10 protein-coding genes, 2 tRNA genes and 2 rRNA genes are annotated in these 16,510 nt (G+C 66.7%); 9 read left to right on the top strand and 5 right to left on the bottom strand.

Annotation, left to right across the window (positions count from 1 at the left end):
- Window positions 1-6 precede the first annotated feature (6 nt).
- From ACMX37_RS02915 to ACMX37_RS02875, 9 genes are all read left to right on the top strand, one after another.
- The gene (locus ACMX37_RS02915) at window positions 7-1,380 is read left to right on the top strand and encodes an MATE family efflux transporter (protein ID WP_483147457.1); all 1,374 of its coding nucleotides are present in this window, start codon (window positions 7-9) and stop codon (window positions 1,378-1,380) included.
- A gap of 62 nt (window positions 1,381-1,442) precedes the next feature.
- The gene (locus tag ACMX37_RS02910; protein WP_483147456.1) at window positions 1,443-3,884 is read left to right on the top strand and encodes a chemotaxis protein CheA; all 2,442 of its coding nucleotides are present in this window, start codon (window positions 1,443-1,445) and stop codon (window positions 3,882-3,884) included.
- A complete protein-coding gene (locus ACMX37_RS02905; protein ID WP_088915226.1) occupies window positions 3,881-4,339 on the top strand; it encodes a chemotaxis protein CheW in 459 nt (152 codons plus the stop codon). The genes ACMX37_RS02910 and ACMX37_RS02905 overlap by 4 nt, the downstream gene beginning before the upstream one ends.
- A 55-nt stretch (window positions 4,340-4,394) precedes the next feature.
- Entirely contained in the window at window positions 4,395-4,760 is a 366-nt protein-coding gene (locus ACMX37_RS02900) for a response regulator (protein WP_088915227.1), read from the top strand.
- Window positions 4,757-5,941 (top strand): chemotaxis-specific protein-glutamate methyltransferase CheB, encoded by a 1,185-nt coding sequence (gene cheB, locus ACMX37_RS02895; protein ID WP_483147455.1) that lies wholly within the window; start codon window positions 4,757-4,759, stop codon window positions 5,939-5,941. The genes ACMX37_RS02900 and cheB overlap by 4 nt, the downstream gene beginning before the upstream one ends.
- 14 nt (window positions 5,942-5,955) lie before the next feature.
- Window positions 5,956-6,822 carry a CheR family methyltransferase gene (locus ACMX37_RS02890; protein WP_483147454.1) on the top strand — a complete coding sequence of 289 codons (867 nt, stop codon included), beginning with the start codon at window positions 5,956-5,958 and terminating at the stop codon, window positions 6,820-6,822.
- 117 nt (window positions 6,823-6,939) lie between these two features.
- On the top strand, window positions 6,940-8,481 hold the full coding sequence (locus tag ACMX37_RS02885; protein ID WP_483147453.1) for a putative bifunctional diguanylate cyclase/phosphodiesterase: 1,542 nt from the start codon (window positions 6,940-6,942) through the stop codon (window positions 8,479-8,481).
- Window positions 8,478-10,283: a methyl-accepting chemotaxis protein gene (locus ACMX37_RS02880; RefSeq protein ID WP_483147452.1), complete on the top strand. Its 1,806-nt coding sequence runs from the start codon at window positions 8,478-8,480 to the stop codon at window positions 10,281-10,283. The genes ACMX37_RS02885 and ACMX37_RS02880 overlap by 4 nt, the downstream gene beginning before the upstream one ends.
- Window positions 10,284-10,374: 91 nt before the next feature.
- Window positions 10,375-12,231, top strand: a complete 1,857-nt coding sequence (locus ACMX37_RS02875) for a methyl-accepting chemotaxis protein (RefSeq protein WP_483147451.1) — start codon at window positions 10,375-10,377, stop codon at window positions 12,229-12,231.
- Between the two features lie 10 nt (window positions 12,232-12,241).
- On the opposite strand, the gene ACMX37_RS02870 is transcribed toward ACMX37_RS02875, so the two are convergent.
- The 5 genes from ACMX37_RS02870 to ACMX37_RS02850 all read right to left on the bottom strand — a co-directional run bounded on the left by ACMX37_RS02870 (window position 12,242) and on the right by ACMX37_RS02850 (window position 16,506).
- On the bottom strand, window positions 12,242-12,838 hold the full coding sequence (locus tag ACMX37_RS02870; RefSeq protein ID WP_483147450.1) for an HD domain-containing protein: 597 nt from the start codon (window positions 12,836-12,838) through the stop codon (window positions 12,242-12,244).
- A 94-nt stretch (window positions 12,839-12,932) separates the two neighbouring features.
- Window positions 12,933-13,009, bottom strand: a tRNA-Met gene (locus tag ACMX37_RS02865).
- Between the two features lie 112 nt (window positions 13,010-13,121).
- A 5S ribosomal RNA gene (gene rrf / locus ACMX37_RS02860) occupies window positions 13,122-13,236 on the bottom strand.
- Window positions 13,237-13,369: 133 nt separating this feature from the next.
- Window positions 13,370-16,157, bottom strand: a 23S ribosomal RNA gene (locus ACMX37_RS02855).
- A 273-nt stretch (window positions 16,158-16,430) separates the two neighbouring features.
- Window positions 16,431-16,506 (bottom strand) — tRNA-Ala (locus ACMX37_RS02850).
- Window positions 16,507-16,510 lie beyond the last annotated feature (4 nt).

Below are 16,510 nucleotides of genomic sequence, written 5' to 3'. Positions count from 1 at the left end.
GCGCGAATGTCCGCCTCCCCCCCTTCCTCCACGGCCCGTCTCGTCAGCGGCTCGATCCCCGGACACCTCGTCAGCCAGACCCTGCCCGCGGTGATCGGGGTGGCGGCGATCATGTCGATCGGGATCGTCGATGCCTATTTCATCGGCCAGCTCGGCAGCGCGCCGCTGGCGGCGATCAGCTTCATCTTCCCCGTCGCCGTCGCCAGCACCTCGCTCGGGGTCGGGGTGATGGTGGGGATCAATTCGGTGGTCGCGCGGGCGCTGGGCGAAGGGGACATGGACCGGGCCGCCAGGCGCGCCAATTTCGGGATCGTCTTCGCGCTCGCCTGCGGGCTGGTGATGGGCCTTGCGCTGTGGCTGCTGATCGACCCGATCTTCTCGGCGATGAACGCGCCCGCACACCTCATGCCGCTGATCCGCGCCTACATGACGCCCTATGCCATGGGCTTTCCGCTCAGCCTTGCGATCATGGGCTTCAACGGCGTTCTGCGCGGGCAGGGCGAGGCGAAGCGCACCAGCACCGTCAGCATCACCTATGCCGCGGCCAACTGGGTGCTCAACCCGATCCTGATCACCGGCGCCTTCGGCTTTCCGGGCTTCGGCATCGCCGGCTCGGCCTATGCCACGGTGATCGGCTGGGGGGTGGGCGTCTGTGCGGCCATGTGGCTCCTGCGCGGCACGCCGCTGCCGCTCAATCTCGCGCTGCTGCGCGACTGCGACCTTGCCGAGCAGGCCCGCGCCATCATCCGCGTCGGCCTGCCGGCCTCCTTCTCCAATGCGATCAACCCGCTCGGCCTCTCGGTCCTGACCGCGCTGGTCGCGCTTGAAGGCGAGGCGGCGGTCGCGGGGTTTGGCGCGGCGGGACGCTTGCAGAGCTTCGTCATCGTCCCGCTGCTCGGCCTGTCGGGCGCGATCGGGGCGATCGTGGGGCAGAACTGGGGTGCGCGCCGCTTCGACCGGGCGCGCGAGGCGACGCTCTACGCGGCGGGCTTCTGCGTCGTGTGGGGGCTGCTGGTCGCCATCCTGATGATGGCGGCAGGGGCGAGCCTCGCACGGGTCTTCACCGATGATCCCGCCGTGGTCGCCGAGTTCGATCTCTACCTCAAGATCGCCGCCTGGGGCTACGCGGGGTTCGGGCTGCTGATCGTCGGCAACGGGATCATGAACGCGGTCGACAAGGCGGCGTTCGCCCTCGTCCAGTCGGTCGCACGGGTGTTCCTGGTGATGCTGCCGGTGGCGCTGATGCTCCAGCCCGGGATGGGCTCGGCGGCGATCTTCACCGCCGAACTCGCCGCCAACCTGTTCGGCGGGGTTTCGGCAATCCTGCTGGTGCGCCACATCTTCCTGCGACAGGATCCCGCCTGGTCGCCCGCGCGCTAGGCCATTGTTAACCAACCCTGCCGCATAGCCCTCGCAGACGCGACAAGAGGGCGCCTTCACGCATGGACGATCTGCTGGCGGATTTCATCGCCGAGACCCGCGAAATGTTGGAAGCCTCCAGCGGCGAACTCGTCGCCTGGGAGGCCGATCCGAGCGATCGCGCGCGCCTCGACGCGATCTTCCGCTTCGTCCACACGGTCAAGGGCAATTGCGGCTTCTTCGATTTCCCGCGCCTTGCCGGACTCAGCCATGCCGCCGAGGATGCGCTCGCCGATTGCCGCGCCGGGCGCCGCGAGCCGGACCGTGCGCTCGTGTCCGCCGTGCTCGCGATCATCGATCGGATCGTGCAGATGATCGACGCCATCGAGGCGGGCGAGACCTTTCCCGAAGGCGGTGACGAGGCCCTGATCGCGGGCCTCGATGCGTCCCCCGACACCTGCGAAACCGGAGGACCGGAGGGCGCCGACGCGGACTCCGGCCCCGCCCTGCACGCACCCGCCGCGAGCCTGCTGGCCTCCGGCGAGGAGCAGGCCGGCCCCGCCCGCCGCAGCGACACCGCCGCTGCCCAGCGCACCATCCGCCTGCCGGTCGAACTGCTCGACCGGGTGATGAGCGGCGTTTCCGACATGGTGCTGGCCCGCAACGATCTCGCCCACCGGCTGCGGCAGGCCGGCACCCAGCCGACCATCGACGGGCCGTTCGAGCGCCTCACCACCATCCTCTCCGACGTGCGCGACGCGATCACGCGGATGCGGATGCAGCGGATCGAGACCCTGTTCTCCGCCCTCCCCCGCCTCGTGCGCGACCTTTCCGCCGAACTCGGCAAGCAGGTGATGGTCGATCTCGACGGCGGGGACGTGGAACTCGACCGCGAGATGATCGAGACCATCCGCGATCCGCTCACCCACATCATCCGCAACGCGATCGACCACGGCATCGAGGCGCCGTCCGCCCGCCTCGCCGGGGGCAAGCGCGAGATCGGGCTGCTCGCCATCGCCGCGCGGCAATCGGGCAACACCATCTCCATCGTTATCGCCGACGACGGGCGCGGGCTGGACGAGGAACGCATCGCGGCCAAGGCGACCGCCACGGGCCTCCTCACCGCCGCCGAGCGCGCCGCCATGCCGCGCGACAAGATCCTGAACCTGATCTTCGAACCCGGCTTCTCGACCGCCGAGACCGTCAGCAACGTCTCGGGTCGGGGGGTCGGGCTCGACGTGGTGCGCCAGAACCTCGAGAAGGTCGGGGGCAGCATCAAGGTCGCCTCCGCTCCCGGGCAGGGCACCACCTTCACGCTCCAGATCCCGCTCACCCTCAGCATAATCGCCGGGCTCACGGTCGAGGCGGGCGGGCAGCGTTTCGCGATCCCGCAGTCCTATGTCGAGGAGATCGTCCAGGCCTCCTCGAAGGTGCTCGATTTCACCCGCATGGGCGAGACCGCGCTCGTCACCTTCCGCGGCAACCGCGTGCCCTGCCTGATGCTGGGCGAAGTGCTGGGCCTGCCGGCCTGCGAGGTCGCGGCGAAGGACCCGACCCTCGTGATGCTGCGCCTCGCCAGCGGCGATCTCTTTGCGCTGGCGGTCGAGGGCATCCACAATCACGGCGATCTGGTGGTCAAGCCCCTCGCGCCTGCGGTGATGCGCTCCGGGCTCTATGCCGGATCGACCCTGCTCGACGACGGCACGCCGGTGCTGCTGCTCGACGTCGCCAACATCGCCGCGCAGCATCACCTCGTCTCCGACACCCGCACCCGCGTGCTCGACCTTCACGACGGCGATGCCGCCGCCGGGGCCGAGACGCACAGCCGCGCGATGCTGTTCACCGATTTCGCCGGACGCCGTTCGGCGGTGCGGCTCGAACTGGTGCAGCGCATCGAGACCGCCCCGGCGAGTGCCATCGACCGCTCCGCCGCCCGGGCGCGGGTGGTGATCGACGGGATGATCCTGCCGCTGATCGGCCTTCCCGACGAACCCCTCGCCCAGCCGCGCGTGCGCCTGCTGCGCCTGTCCGACGGGGCCTGCGAACTGCTCCATGCGGTGCGCGAGGTTGAGGATGCGGTGGAACTGACCGAGGCGCTTACCCCGGTGCCCGAGGACCCGATGATCGAGGCCATGACCCTGATCGGCGGCACGCCCGTCACCCTGATCGACGCCCACGCCCTGTTCGCCCGGTACGGCGAGCCGCCGGTCGCCGCCGTGCGCCCGGCCTGCGTCCTGCCCGAGGGCGAATGGGCGCGCACCATCCTCGCCCCGCTGGTGACCGCCGCGGGCTATGACATCGTCGCCGCCGAGGACGCCGGTGCTGCCGCGGTGGGGATCGTCTTCGAGGACGTCTACGAGGTCGCCGAGGCGCTGGGCCGGACCCTGCCCGCCCGCGTCATCCGCCTGCGCGACCAGCCCGATGCGCCCGCCGGCGCGGCGACGATCTACCGCTACGACCGCGAAGCCCTGCTCGCCGCCCTCGCCGCCGCCGCCGCGCGCCCGGCCACCGGAGAAGCCGCATGACCGGAGACCTGCTCGTCATCGCCTGCATCGCCGGACGCCGCTGCGCGCTCTCGGCGCTCGACGTGAAATCGGTGATCGAGGTGTCCGCCGTCACCCCGATCCCGCGCGCGCCGGTGTGGATCGCCGGGATCACCGCGCTGCGCAGCCAGGCGCTGACCGTGATCGACTGCCGCCGCGCGATCGGCGTGGCGGGTGCGGGCGACTGGCCGACCGACCACCGCGCCATCGTCGTCGCCGACGGGGGCCACTCCTACGCCCTGCTGGTCGACGGGATCGAGGACATCACCACCGCCGCAGGCGAGGCCGGGCAGGTCCCGGGCGGATTCGGCCCCGAATGGTCGCGCATCGCCACCGGCATGATCGAGACCATGGCCGGGCCCGCGCTGCTCGTCGATCTTCCCGCGCTGCTCGCCGGGCCCGAGACCGCAAGGCACGAAATCGAGAGCGCGGCTTAATCCAATCCTTACCAAATGGCCCCTAATCTTGCGGCACCAATCGCAGGACAGCCCCATGAAAACTTGCCTCATCGTCGATGATTCCCGGGTCATCCGGAAGGTTTCGCGGCACATCCTCGAAACGCTCGGCTTTGCCGTGGAGGAGGCCGAGAACGGCAAGCTCGCGCTCGATGCCTGCGATGCGGCGATGCCCGACGTGGTGCTGCTCGACTGGAACATGCCGGTGATGACGGGAATCGAATTCCTCGTCCACCTGCGCCAGCGCCCGGGCGGCGACAAGCCCAAGGTCGTGTTCTGCACCACCGAGAACGATGTCGCGCATATCCGCCAGGCGATCCAGGCCGGGGCGGACGAATATGTGATGAAGCCCTTCGATCACGAGACGCTGCAGATCAAGTTGCAGCTTGTCGGGTTTGCGTGAACCGCCCCGCCTCCCTGCCGCGCAGCCCCCGCGTCGATAGCGCCGGGCGCCCCTTCGCCCATGCCGGATCGGCCGCTGCGATCCGGGTGATGATCGTCGATGATTCGCTGACCGTGCGCACGATCTTCAAGCGCATGGTCGAAAGCGATCCCGCATTGGTGATCGTCGGCACCGCATCGAGCGCCGAACGGGCCATCGCCCAGCTCTCCGAGACGCCCGCCGACGTGGTGCTGCTCGATCTCGAGATGCCGGGGATCGGCGGGCTCGATGCCCTGCCCGCGATCCTCGCGACGCCCGGCGGCCCGCAGGTGCTGGTCGTCTCGTCGCTGACGATGGACGGGGCCGAGCACACGCTCGCGGCGCTCCAGATGGGCGCCGCCGACACGCTGCTGAAGCCGCGTCCGGGCGGCTTCACCGAGGATTACCGCGCGGCCCTGCTCGGCAAGATCCGCGCGCTGGGATCGCGCACCATGGAAGGCGCCGCCGAGGCCGAGACCGTCCCGGCGCGCGCCGCAACACCGAGCTTCGCGCGCCCCGGCTTCGCCCGCCGCACCTGGCGGCCCGAGGCGATCGCGATCGGCGCCTCGACCGGGGGGATCCACGCGCTGGGCCTGATGCTGCGCCAACTGGGTGCGGATTTCGATCTGCCGCTGCTGATCACCCAGCACCTGCCGGCGAGCTTCATGCCGGTCTTCGCCCGCCAGATCGAGGCGGCCTGCGGGCGTCCGGCCGACATCGCCACCGACGGTCTCGCGCTCACCCCGGGCCGCATCGTGATCGCGCCCGGACACGGCCATATCGTGGTGCGCCGCAAGGGCCCCGCGGCGGGATCGGGCCTTGTCACCCGCATCAGCACCGAACCGGCGGCGAGCGGCTGCGTGCCGTCGGTCGATCCGATGCTGGAGAGCCTCGGTGCGGCCTGCGAGGGCCGCGCCGTGGGCGTCATCCTGTCGGGCATGGGCCGCGACGGGGTGCTCGGCGCACAGGCGCTGGTCGATGCGGGCGGCATGATCTACGCGCAGGACGCCGATACCAGCGCGGTGTGGGGGATGCCCGGCGCGGTCGCGCGCGCGGGGCTCGCCAGCCTGATCGGCCCGCCCGACCGGCTCGGCGATGCGGTGATGGCGCAGGCCTTCACCCCCGCCACCGCCCCCGCCCCCGCCCCTGCGGCCCTGCGGTAAGGCGGCGCGACCCGATGGAAGCGAGCGAAGCCTCCCACCAGATCATCGCCGACCTGCTCGAAGCGCGCACCGGTCAGCACCTGACCGAAAGCCGCCGCTGGCGCGTCAACTCGGCGCTCGCGGGGATCTTCCGCGCCCACGGCATTTCCAATGTCGACCAGCTCGTGTGCCTGCTTGCCGCCCCGCCCGCCGGTCCCGAGGGCACCGACCTCGCGCAGGAGGTGGTCGAGGCGCTGCTCAACAACGAGACCTATTTCTTCCGCGACAAGCCGACCTTCGACCAGCTGCCGGGCGAAATCCTGCCCGAGCTCGCCAAACGCCGCCAGGGCGCGCGCCGCCTGTCGATCTGGTCGGCGGGCTGCTCGACCGGGCAGGAGGTCTATTCGCTCGCCATGCTCTTTGCCGAACAGGCCGAACGCTGGCAGGGCTGGACGATCGACATCCTCGGCACCGATGTCTCGCACCGCGCGATCGCCGCGGCGCGCAGCGGGGTCTACAGCCAGTTCGAGGTGCAGCGCGGGCTCGGCGTGACACAGATGCTGCGCCACTTCGAGGAAACCCCGCGCGGCTGGCAGGTGCGCGACGAGGTGCGGCGCATGGTCCGCTTCGCGCAGGCCAATCTGCTTGCCCCCCACCACCCGGGGCGCATCCCCTTCGATCTCGTGCTGTGCCGCAACGTGTTGCTCTATTTCGATCGCCCGACCCGCAGCGAGGCCTTCGCGAGGCTCGCGGGCGCGGTCATGCCCGACGGTTTCCTGATGCTCGGCGCGGGCGAGACCGTGGTCGGCCAGACCGAACGCTTCGTCCCCGCCTCGCGCCGGGCGAGCTTTTTCGAGCCGGTCACCACGCCCGCCGCCGCCGCACTCCAGAAAATCGCCTGATTTCCGCCGCCGCGCGACGCTTTCCGGCGGAATGCTTTACCCTTCCTTAGCCGCTTCTCTTTAGGACGATCAGGCAAAGGCGCGAGAATGCGGGCGCCGCAACGGGAAACCTGCTCTGTGTTCACGGCGAAGCAACCCCTGCACCTGACCTCGGTCGGACTGGTGGTCATCCCGATCGCGGTGGCGAGCGTGATGACCGGCTGCCTCGCGCTGGCGGTGGGCCTGTCGGACAGCTGGTCGGTGGGATCGCAGGGTGCGCTGCTGATCTCGGCGATCCTCGTCTACGCCGCCACCCTGTTCTTTCTCGGCCGCAGCGGCATCGCAACGATCCGCGGGCTGGAGGAACGCGCCCACGGCGATCCGCTCACCCGCCTGCCCAACCGCCACGTGCTGCACGAGGACATCCAGCACTTCTCCCGCGGGGACGAGGAAGTGGCGCTGGCGATGATCGATCTCGACAGCTTCAAGCAGGTCAACGACCATTACGGCCATGCCGTCGGCGACCAGCTGATCGAACGCTGCGCCGATCTCCTGCGAGAGGTGTGCGGCACCGAGGCGCGCTGCTACCGGCTCGGCGGCGACGAGTTCGCGGCGGTGATGAGCGGCAAGGTCGCGGGCACCATTCTCGAGGGGATCTGCCGCGCGCTGCTGGAACGGCTCGGCACGCCGATCACGCTCGGCCATCGCCACATCGCGGTGGGGGCGAGCATCGGCCTCACCCGCTCGACCGCCGACCTGCGCGTGCCCTCCTCCGAGATGCTGCGCCGGGCGGACGTCGCGATGGACATGTCCAAGCGCGGCGGCAAGATGCGCTGCACATGGTTCAACGAAAGCTTCGACCGCCGCCGCGAACGCGTGCGCGAGATCGAGGACGAAATCCGCACCGGGATCACCGCGGGCGAGTTCCACCTCGCCTACCAGCCGCTCGTCAGCGCCGAGACCAAGCGTATTGTCGCGGTCGAGGCGCTGCTGCGCTGGGACCGCACCGGTCGCGATCCGCTCGGGCCGAACATCTTCATCCCCGTGGCCGAGGATTCGGGCCTCATCAACCCGCTCGGGGTGTGGGTGCTGCGCCAGGCGGTGTGCGACGCGCTGCGGTGGGGCGACATCACCCTGTCGGTCAACATCTCCGCCGCGCAGCTGCGCAATGCCGAATTCCCGATCAAGCTCGGCGAGGTGCTGGAGGAGACCGGCTTCCCGCCGCACCGGCTCGAACTGGAGGTGACCGAGACCTGCCTCGTGCTCGATCCCGTGGTGGCCGAACGCACGCTCGACGTGATCCGCAGCTTCGGGGTGCGCATCGCATTGGACGATTTCGGCACCGGCTATGCCTCGATCGGCTTCCTGCGGCGCTTCCGCTTCGAGAAACTGAAGCTCGACCGCAGCCTGGTCGAGCTCGCCGGTGTCGATGACGGCAGCCGGGCGATGATGCTTTCCTCGATCGCGCTCGCCCGCGCGCTCGACATGGGCGTGACCGCGGAAGGGGTCGAGACCGAGGAACAGGCCGAACTGGTGCGCCTTGCCGGGTGCGACCAGATCCAGGGCTGGCTCTATTACCGCGCGCTGCCGGCCGAGGAGATCGACCGGCTGATCGCCGAGCAGAACCGCAACGACGCCCAGGTCGCAGGGCCGCAGAACAAGGACGACCGGGCGGCATGAGCGCGCTTCAGGACATCGCCATCGATTGCGAGGCCGAAACCGCCGGCAGCGCGGCGCCCGCGCCGACGACGCCTCTGGCCCGCGCGCGCCGCTGGTTCGACGGGCTGTCGGTCGGCGGCAAGATCACGCTGTTCTTCAGCTGCAACCTCGCCTTCGCGCTGCTCGCGGGGCTGTTCGTGGTGGCGGGCTATGTCGAGCTCGGCCAGCGCGCCGAGCGCATCCGCACCACCCACAATGCCGCGCTCACGGCCGAACGCCTGCTGGTGCAGCTGGGCAAAGGCCAGCGCCATGCCGAGATGCTGGTCGCCGACGGCGACGCCGCGAGCGCCCGCGCCGCCCGCGAGGCGCTCGACCGTGCCGCTGCGAGCGCGGCCGCCCTTGCCGACCGCACCGGCGCCACCGGGATCGCCGCGCAGGACCGCCTTTCGGTGATCCGCGACGGGATCGACGATCTCGCCCGCCAGGTCGCCGCCTACGACCCGGACACCGCCGACGACAGCCGCCGCCGGCGCCAGGCCTCCGAGATCGAGGCCACCGGCAGCGCCGTGCTCGAGGCGGCCGGGGCCATGACCACGGCACTCGGACAGGAAGCCGACCGGATGGCCGACGACGGCGCATCGCTGATCTCGCGCCTGCTGGTGATGTGGATCGCGCTGGCGACGATCCTGACGCTCATCACGCTGTTCGCGCAGCGCTATTTCAACCGCACCGTGGGCGCGACCCTAGGCGCGATGGCGCGCCAGATGACCGCCATCGCCGCCGGCACGCGCGATGTCGCGATCAGCGGCAAGGACCGCCGCGACGAGATCGGCGAGATGGCGCGGGCGACCGAGGTGTTCCACCGCGCCGGCCTCAGGCTCGAGAAGCTGAGCCGCGAACGCGCCGAACGCGCCCGGGCCGAGCTTGACGAACAGGCCCGCCTGCAGGTGCAGCGCGAGGAAGCGCGGCTGGAACGCGACCGCGCGATCCACGCCATCGCCGACCAGTTCGAGCGCACCGTGGGCGAAGTCGTCACCGGGGTGGTCGCCGCCTCCAGCCAGCTGCAATCGACCGCCAGCCTGATGGCGACCACCGCCGAGGACGCGAGCCAGCGCACCGGCGAGGCGGCGGCGGCGATGCAGGAAGCCAATCTCGGGGCCACCGCGGCCGCCGCGGCGAGCGACGAGTTCGCCATGTCGATCGGCGAGATCAGCCGCCAGGCCGCCTCCTCCGCCGCGCTGGCGCGCGAGGCCAGCCTCTCGGCGCGGCAGGCCGACAGCACGATCGGCGCCCTGTCCCACTCCGCGCAGGAGGTCGGCCAGATCGTCGAGCTGATCCAGACCATCGCCCAGCGCACCAACCTGCTCGCCCTGAACGCCTCGATCGAGGCGGCCCGCGGGGGCGAGGCCGGGCGCGGCTTCGCGGTGGTGGCGAGCGAGGTCAAGGAACTCGCCAACCAGACCAGCCGCGCGACCGAGCAGGTGGCCGAACAGATCCGCGCGATGCAATCGACCACCGGCGCCAGCGTCAGCGCCCTGCGGGCCATAGCCAGCCAGATCGAACAACTCGAGACCACCGCCGTCTCGATCGCCAGCGCGGTCGACCAGCAATCGGTCGCCGGGCACGATCTGGCCCGCAGCATCGATCTTGCCGCGCGCGGGACCGAAAAGGTCGCCGGCCATGTCGACACCGTGCGCGCGCTTTCGCTGTCGACCGGATCGGCCGCTTCGCAGGTGCTTGCGAGCGCGACCAGCCTCGAAACCCAGGCCGCCACCCTGCGCACGCAGGTGCAGGATTTCCTCGCGCGGGTGCGCACCGGCTGACCCGCTCAATCTGGGGCAACTCAAGCTTTTGGAAAGGATTTTCCTTCACAATTGCTTGAAACAAGCCTTCGGGGGATTGCGGAAAATGAACATGATGAGCTTGCAGGAGCGCCGCGAGGAACAGGCCGTTCCCGACTTCGTGCGCGACCTCAGGAGCGACTTCGCGCTGGAGGATGCAGACGCCGGTGCGGAAATGCCGCAGGCGGCCCCGCGCACCACCCTGCTCGAACGCCTCACCTGGTTCCGCAACCTCTCGCTCGCCGGCAAGATCAACACCGTGTTCGGAACTTTCCTCGGGGTCGGCGTGCTCATGACCCTGGTGCTGGGGCTCGGCCTCACCCACCTGTGGGACCGCTACAACGATTCGGCCCGCATGCAGGAAACGCTGGTCGCGGCCGGCCAGCTGCAGATGGCCGCAAGCGAGCTGCGCCACCACACCGTGCGTGTCGTCTACGACCGCAGCACCGCCCAGCGCGAGGCCCAGCGCGCCAGCGAAACCGCGCTGCTGACCCAGCTCACCACGCTCGAGGCGAGTATCGCCAAGGAAGCCCCGCAGCTCGCCCCGGGCGTCGACGCCGTGCGCGCGGAACTCGCCCGGTTCGAGACCACCTTCGACCGCGCCGCCGAGGGCGTGCGCGGCGGCGGGGATGCGAATGCGGCGGCGAGCGATGTCGCCGGGCAAGGCACCGCCGTGATGGCCGCCACCGCCCGGCTCGCCTCCGATCTCGCCGAAGCGGGCGAAAAGCAGGAAGCGCGCGGCATCGGCTACTTCTTCAACATGATCCTCATCCTCGCCGCGCTTGCGGCGGTGGGCGCGGCGGTGCTGCTGCTGGGCCTCGCCTATCTGTCGCGCGATTTCTCGAACAAGATCGTCGAGATCGCCAACGGCATGAACCAGCTTGCCTCGGGCGACCGCCACTTCACCATCGAGGGTGCCGACCGCCAGGACGAGATCGGCCAGATGGTCCGCGCGCTCGACCTGTTCAAGCGCGCCAACAAGTGGATGGAAGACCGCGCCCGCGAAAAGGCCGAGCGCGCCGAACAGGAATTGCAGCTCCAGCAGGAGCGCGAACGCGAACGGCTCGAGGCTGAGGCCAGGAAGGCCGCGCTGCTCGATGAGGTCGCACGCCAGTTCGAGCGCACCGTCGGCGACGTGGTGAGCGGCGTGGCGGCGGCATCGAGCCAGCTCCACACCACCGCGAGCCGCATGGCGACGAGCGCCGAGGAAGCGAGCCGCCGGACCGGCGAGGTCGCCGCCTCGATGGAAGAGGCCAATGCCGGCGCCACCGCGGCTGCGGCCGCCAGCGACGAATTCGCGCTCTCGATCAGCGAGATCAGCCGCCAGGCGGCCTCCTCCAGCGAACTCGCGCGCCTCGCGACGGTCGCCACCGGCGAGGCCGACGAGACGATCTCGGCGCTGGCCGCCTCGGCCGACGAGGTTGGGCAGATCGTCGAACTGATCCAGACCATCGCCCAGCGCACCAACCTGCTGGCCTTGAACGCCTCGATCGAAGCCGCCCGCGGCGGCGAGGCCGGGCGCGGCTTCGCGGTCGTCGCCAGCGAGGTCAAGGAACTCGCGATGCAGACCAGCCGCGCGACCGAGAAGGTCGCCGAGCAGATCCGCGCGATGCAGTCCACCACTGGCGCCAGCGTCAAGGCGCTGCGGGCGATCGCGGGTCAGGTGAAGGATCTCGAAGCCACCGCCGTGTCGATCGCCACAGCAGTCGACCAGCAATCGGTCGCAGGCCGCGATCTTGCCCAGAGCATCGACCTCGCCGCGCGCGGCACCGAGAAGGTCAGTGCGCATATCGAGGACGTGCGGCAGCTTTCGCTTTCCACCGGGGCGGCGGCGACGCAGGTGCTCTCGAGCGCCAACGAGCTCGAGGCCCAGGCGGCCCACCTCGGCGAACAGGTGCGCGGATTCCTTCGCACCGTGCGGATGGGATAGGCGCGCCTGATCAGGGGCGCGCCGCCAGCTCCTCCATTTCCGCGACCTCGCGGGCGAAGCGCTCGGCAGCGATGCCGGGCGCATTTGCGCGGAAGAAGGCTTCGGCGAGCGCGCGGTAGTACCACAGCGTGCCCTCCCTGCCGCCGGTGAAGCGGCTCCACACGGCTTCGCCAACCGCGCGCAGATCGGCGTTGATCGCCGAGGCATTGTGGGTCTTGTCGGCAAGGCTCACCGCGAGGCTGCGCGGCGGCTTGTGCGCGAGGCTGGCGATGTAGGCCTCCTTGCGCGGGCGCCATTCAGGCTTGGGCTCCTCGTGCGCATCGGTGCAGTCGGCGACGATCGCCGCCACGCCTTCGCCGAACCGGGCGCGGATCGCCTTCAGCTGCGCAAGGCCGCCCTGGTCCTCGACCGCATCATGGAGCAGCGCGGCGATCGCCTGATCCTCGTCTGCCCCGTTCTCGAGCCCGATCGCGGCGACCGCGAGGAGGTGCGACACATAGGGGATCTCGCTCCCCTTACGCCGCTGCGCGCGGTGGAGGTGGCTGGCATAGGCGAGCGCGTCGTCGAAACGGTCGGTGAGGAAGGGGGTGGCAGATCCATCGGTCATCGTATGTCCTCCTGTAGCCCGATCAAACGCCGATTGCGCCCGGCAGCGAGGCTGCGGGCGTGAATGACGCTGATTTGTGGTGGGTTTTTGACGGTGGTTGCGGGAGTTGGATTTGAACCAACGACCTTCAGGTTATGAGCCTGACGAGCTACCGGGCTGCTCCATCCCGCGATACCGATACGTCTGGGAAGCCGGAAGGCTTCAGAGACGCCAAAAGGGCCGCCCTTGCGGGTCAGCCCTGTTGACTTGTGAATGGGTTATTCCCGCTCCCACTGGTCGCAATGCCTGGCGGCGACCTACTCTTCCAACGCTTGAGCGTTAGTACCATCGGCGCTGTCTGGTTTCACGGCCGAGTTCGAGATGGGATCGGGTGGGTCACAGACGCTATGGCCACCAAGCAATGGGACCAGTGGATGCGGGTTTCAAATCGATGCACACTCATGGGTATGAGTGGTTAAGGGCGTATCTGGCTGGAGTATTCTCCACCAACGCGCTCTGCACGAGGCAGGGCTGACGTTGATAGTGCAGACTCTCAAGCGCGATATGAACTATTAGGACCGGTTAGCTCCATACATTACTGCACTTCCACACCCGGCCTATCAACGTGATGGTCTATCACGGTTCAAAGATACCTAATCTCAAGGGAGGCTTCCCGCTTAGATGCTTTCAGCGGTTATCCCGTCCGTGCATAGCTACCCTGCGGCACCCTTGGCAGGATGACAGGTACACCAGAGGCACGTTCACCCCGGTCCTCTCGTACTAGGGGCAACTCCTTTCAAGTATCGACGCCCACGGCAGATAGGGACCAAACTGTCTCGCGACGTTCTGAACCCAGCTCACGTACCACTTTAATTGGCGAACAGCCAAACCCTTGGGACCTGCTCCAGCCCCAGGATGTGATGAGCCGACATCGAGGTGCCAAACGATTCCGTCGATATGAGCTCTTGGGAATCATCAGCCTGTTATCCCCGGCGTACCTTTTATCCGTTGAGCGATGGCCCTTCCACGAGGGACCACCGGATCACTATGACCGACTTTCGTCTCTGCTCGACTCGTCAGTCTCGCAGTCAGGCAGGCTTATGCCATTGCACTCTAACAGACGGTTTCCAACCGTCCTGAGCCTACCATCGCGCGCCTCCGTTACTCTTTAGGAGGCGACCGCCCCAGTCAAACTACCCGCCACAGAGGGTCCCAACACCGGATAACGGTGCGTGGTTAGACATCAGAAAACAGCAGGGTGGTATTTCACCTATGGCTCCACGACAGCTGGCGCCGTCGCTTCAAAGCCTCCCACCTATGCTACACAACTCTTTCCTAATGCCACTCTGAAGCTGCAGTAAAGGTGCACGGGGTCTTTCCGTCTAACCGCGGGTACTCCGCATCTTCACGGAGAATTCAATTTCGCTGAGCATATCCTGGAGACAGTGGGGAAGTCGTTACGCCATTCGTGCAGGTCGGAACTTACCCGACAAGGAATTTCGCTACCTTAGGACCGTTATAGTTACGGCCGCCGTTTACTGGGGCTTCAATTCGGAGCTTGCACTCCTCCTCTTAACCTTCCAGCACCGGGCAGGCGTCAGACCCTATACGTCGTCTTGAAGCCGACTTAGCAGAGTCCTGTGTTTTTGATAAACAGTCGCTACCCCCTGGCCTGTGCCCCCCACCAGTGCTTGCGCATAGATGGGGCCTCCTTCTTCCGAAGGTACGGAGGCAATTTGCCGAGTTCCTTCAGGATACTTCTCTCAAGCGCCTTGGTATACTCTACCTGACCACCTGTGTCGGTTTCGGGTACGGTCTATACGGTGGGGCTATTTCCTGGAACCTCTTCACTGCCCAACCAATCCAATAAGGAAGGACAATTTACGAGATCCGTCACACACCACCAGGCCCACGAATATTAACGTGGTTCCCATCGACTACCCCCTTCGGGCTCGTCTTAGGGGCCGGCTCACCCTACGCTGATTAGCATTGCGTAGGAACCCTTGGTCTTTCGGCGACAGGGTATCTCACCCTGTTTGTCGCTACTCATGTCAGCATTCGCACTTCCGATACGTCCAGAGTCGGTTACCCTTCTCCTTCGCTCGCTTACGGAACGCTCCGCTACCGCTGCAGTAAACTGCAACCCTAAGCTTCGGTGCGTATCTTTAGCCCCGTTACATCTTCGCCGCAGGAACCCTTATTTAGACCAGTGAGCTGTTACGCTTTCTTTAAAGGATGGCTGCTTCTAAGCCAACCTCCTGGTTGTTTTGGGATTCCCACATGCTTTCCCACTTAGATACGACTTGGGGACCTTAGCTGTAGGTTAGGGCTGTTTCCCTTTTGACGACGGACCTTAGCACCCGCCGTCTGTCTGCCAGACAAGACTCGATGGTATTCGGAGTTTGGTTAGGTTTGGTACCGCTCGCGCAGCCCTAGCCCATCCAGTGCTCTACCCCCATCGGCATACATCTGACGCTCTACCTCAATAGATTTCGCGGAGAACCAGCTATTTCCCGGCTTGATTGGCCTTTCACCCCTAAACACAAGTCATCCGAGCATTTTTCAACATGCAACGGTTCGATCCTCCAGTGCGTGTTACCGCACCTTCAATCTGCTCATGCCTAGATCGCCGGGTTTCGGGTCTAATCCAACATACTCAGTCGCCCTATTCAGACTCGCTTTCGCTTCGCCTACACCTAACGGCTTAAGCTCGCATGCTAGATTAAGTCACTGACCCATTATGCAAGAGGTACGCTGTCACTCCCTATGGAGCTCCAACTGCTTGTAAGCATCCGGTTTCAGGTACTGTTTCACTCCCCTAATCGGGGTGCTTTTCACCTTTCCCTCACGGTACTGTGTTCGCTATCGGTCATGTACGAGTATTTAGGCTTAGAGGGTGGTCCCCCTATGTTCAGACAGGATTTCACGTGTCCCGCCCTACTCTAGTCCTTCATCATCACTTTCGCATACGGGACTGTCACCCGCTATGGTCACACTTTCCAGAGTGTTCTGCTAGTTGAAATGAAGGCACTGGCCTGGTCCCGGTTCGCTCGCCACTACTACGGGAATCTCTGTTGATGTCTTTTCCTCCGGGTACTGAGATGTTTCAGTTCCCCGGGTTCGCTTCACCAAGCCTATATATTCAGCTCGGTGATACCTTATCCACCTCGCCCGGCTGGCCCGAAAGCCAACTGGAAGAAATGGTGAAGGTGGGTTTCCCCATTCGGAAATCGCCGGATCAAAGTTTGCTCACAACTCCCCGACGCTTATCGCAGCGTGCCACGTCCTTCATCGCCTGTACATGCCAAGGCATCCACCAAATGCTCTTACCTCACGCTTGAGAATCCACACCATCAACGTCAGGCCTGCATAAAAGCCAGAACGCTTGAAGATGGTGGGAGAATTATCTCAGCCAGATAATCAATTTGATTGATTTGTGATGCACGATCGAACGCCCAGGCCGAAGCCTGTTCGATACAATCCATGCGCCACGGCATCGATTTAAAAACCCATTCACAATGTCAAAGATCGGCGACGCTGACTAATCAGCACGATCGCCTGACCTGCCGAAGCAGGATCCGGTTCGTTTCATCTATCGGAAGTTTGAAGTGCCTGGTGGAGCCTATCGGGATCGAACCGATGACCTGATGCTTGCAAAGCAACCGCTCTCCCAGCTGAGCTAAGGCCCCTTGA

This window comes from Porphyrobacter sp. THAI-01a (genome assembly GCF_056868655.1).
Note: the sequence above shows the minus strand (reverse complement) of the source record. Positions and strands in the feature narration are given on the sequence as shown.

Excerpts from the sequence above, each read along its gene's own strand:
- ACMX37_RS02915 (WP_483147457.1), top strand. The coding sequence starts at position 7 with ATGTCCGCCTCCCCCCCTTCCTCCACGGCCCGTCTCGTCAGCGGCTCG.
- ACMX37_RS02910 (WP_483147456.1), top strand. The coding sequence starts at position 1,443 with ATGGACGATCTGCTGGCGGATTTCATCGCCGAGACCCGCGAAATGTTG.
- ACMX37_RS02905 (WP_088915226.1), top strand. The coding sequence starts at position 3,881 with ATGACCGGAGACCTGCTCGTCATCGCCTGCATCGCCGGACGCCGCTGC.
- ACMX37_RS02900 (WP_088915227.1), top strand. The coding sequence starts at position 4,395 with ATGAAAACTTGCCTCATCGTCGATGATTCCCGGGTCATCCGGAAGGTT.
- ACMX37_RS02890 (WP_483147454.1), top strand. The coding sequence starts at position 5,956 with ATGGAAGCGAGCGAAGCCTCCCACCAGATCATCGCCGACCTGCTCGAA.
- ACMX37_RS02880 (WP_483147452.1), top strand. The coding sequence starts at position 8,478 with ATGAGCGCGCTTCAGGACATCGCCATCGATTGCGAGGCCGAAACCGCC.
- ACMX37_RS02875 (WP_483147451.1), top strand. The coding sequence starts at position 10,375 with ATGATGAGCTTGCAGGAGCGCCGCGAGGAACAGGCCGTTCCCGACTTC.
- ACMX37_RS02870 (WP_483147450.1), bottom strand. The coding sequence starts at position 12,838 with ATGACCGATGGATCTGCCACCCCCTTCCTCACCGACCGTTTCGACGAC.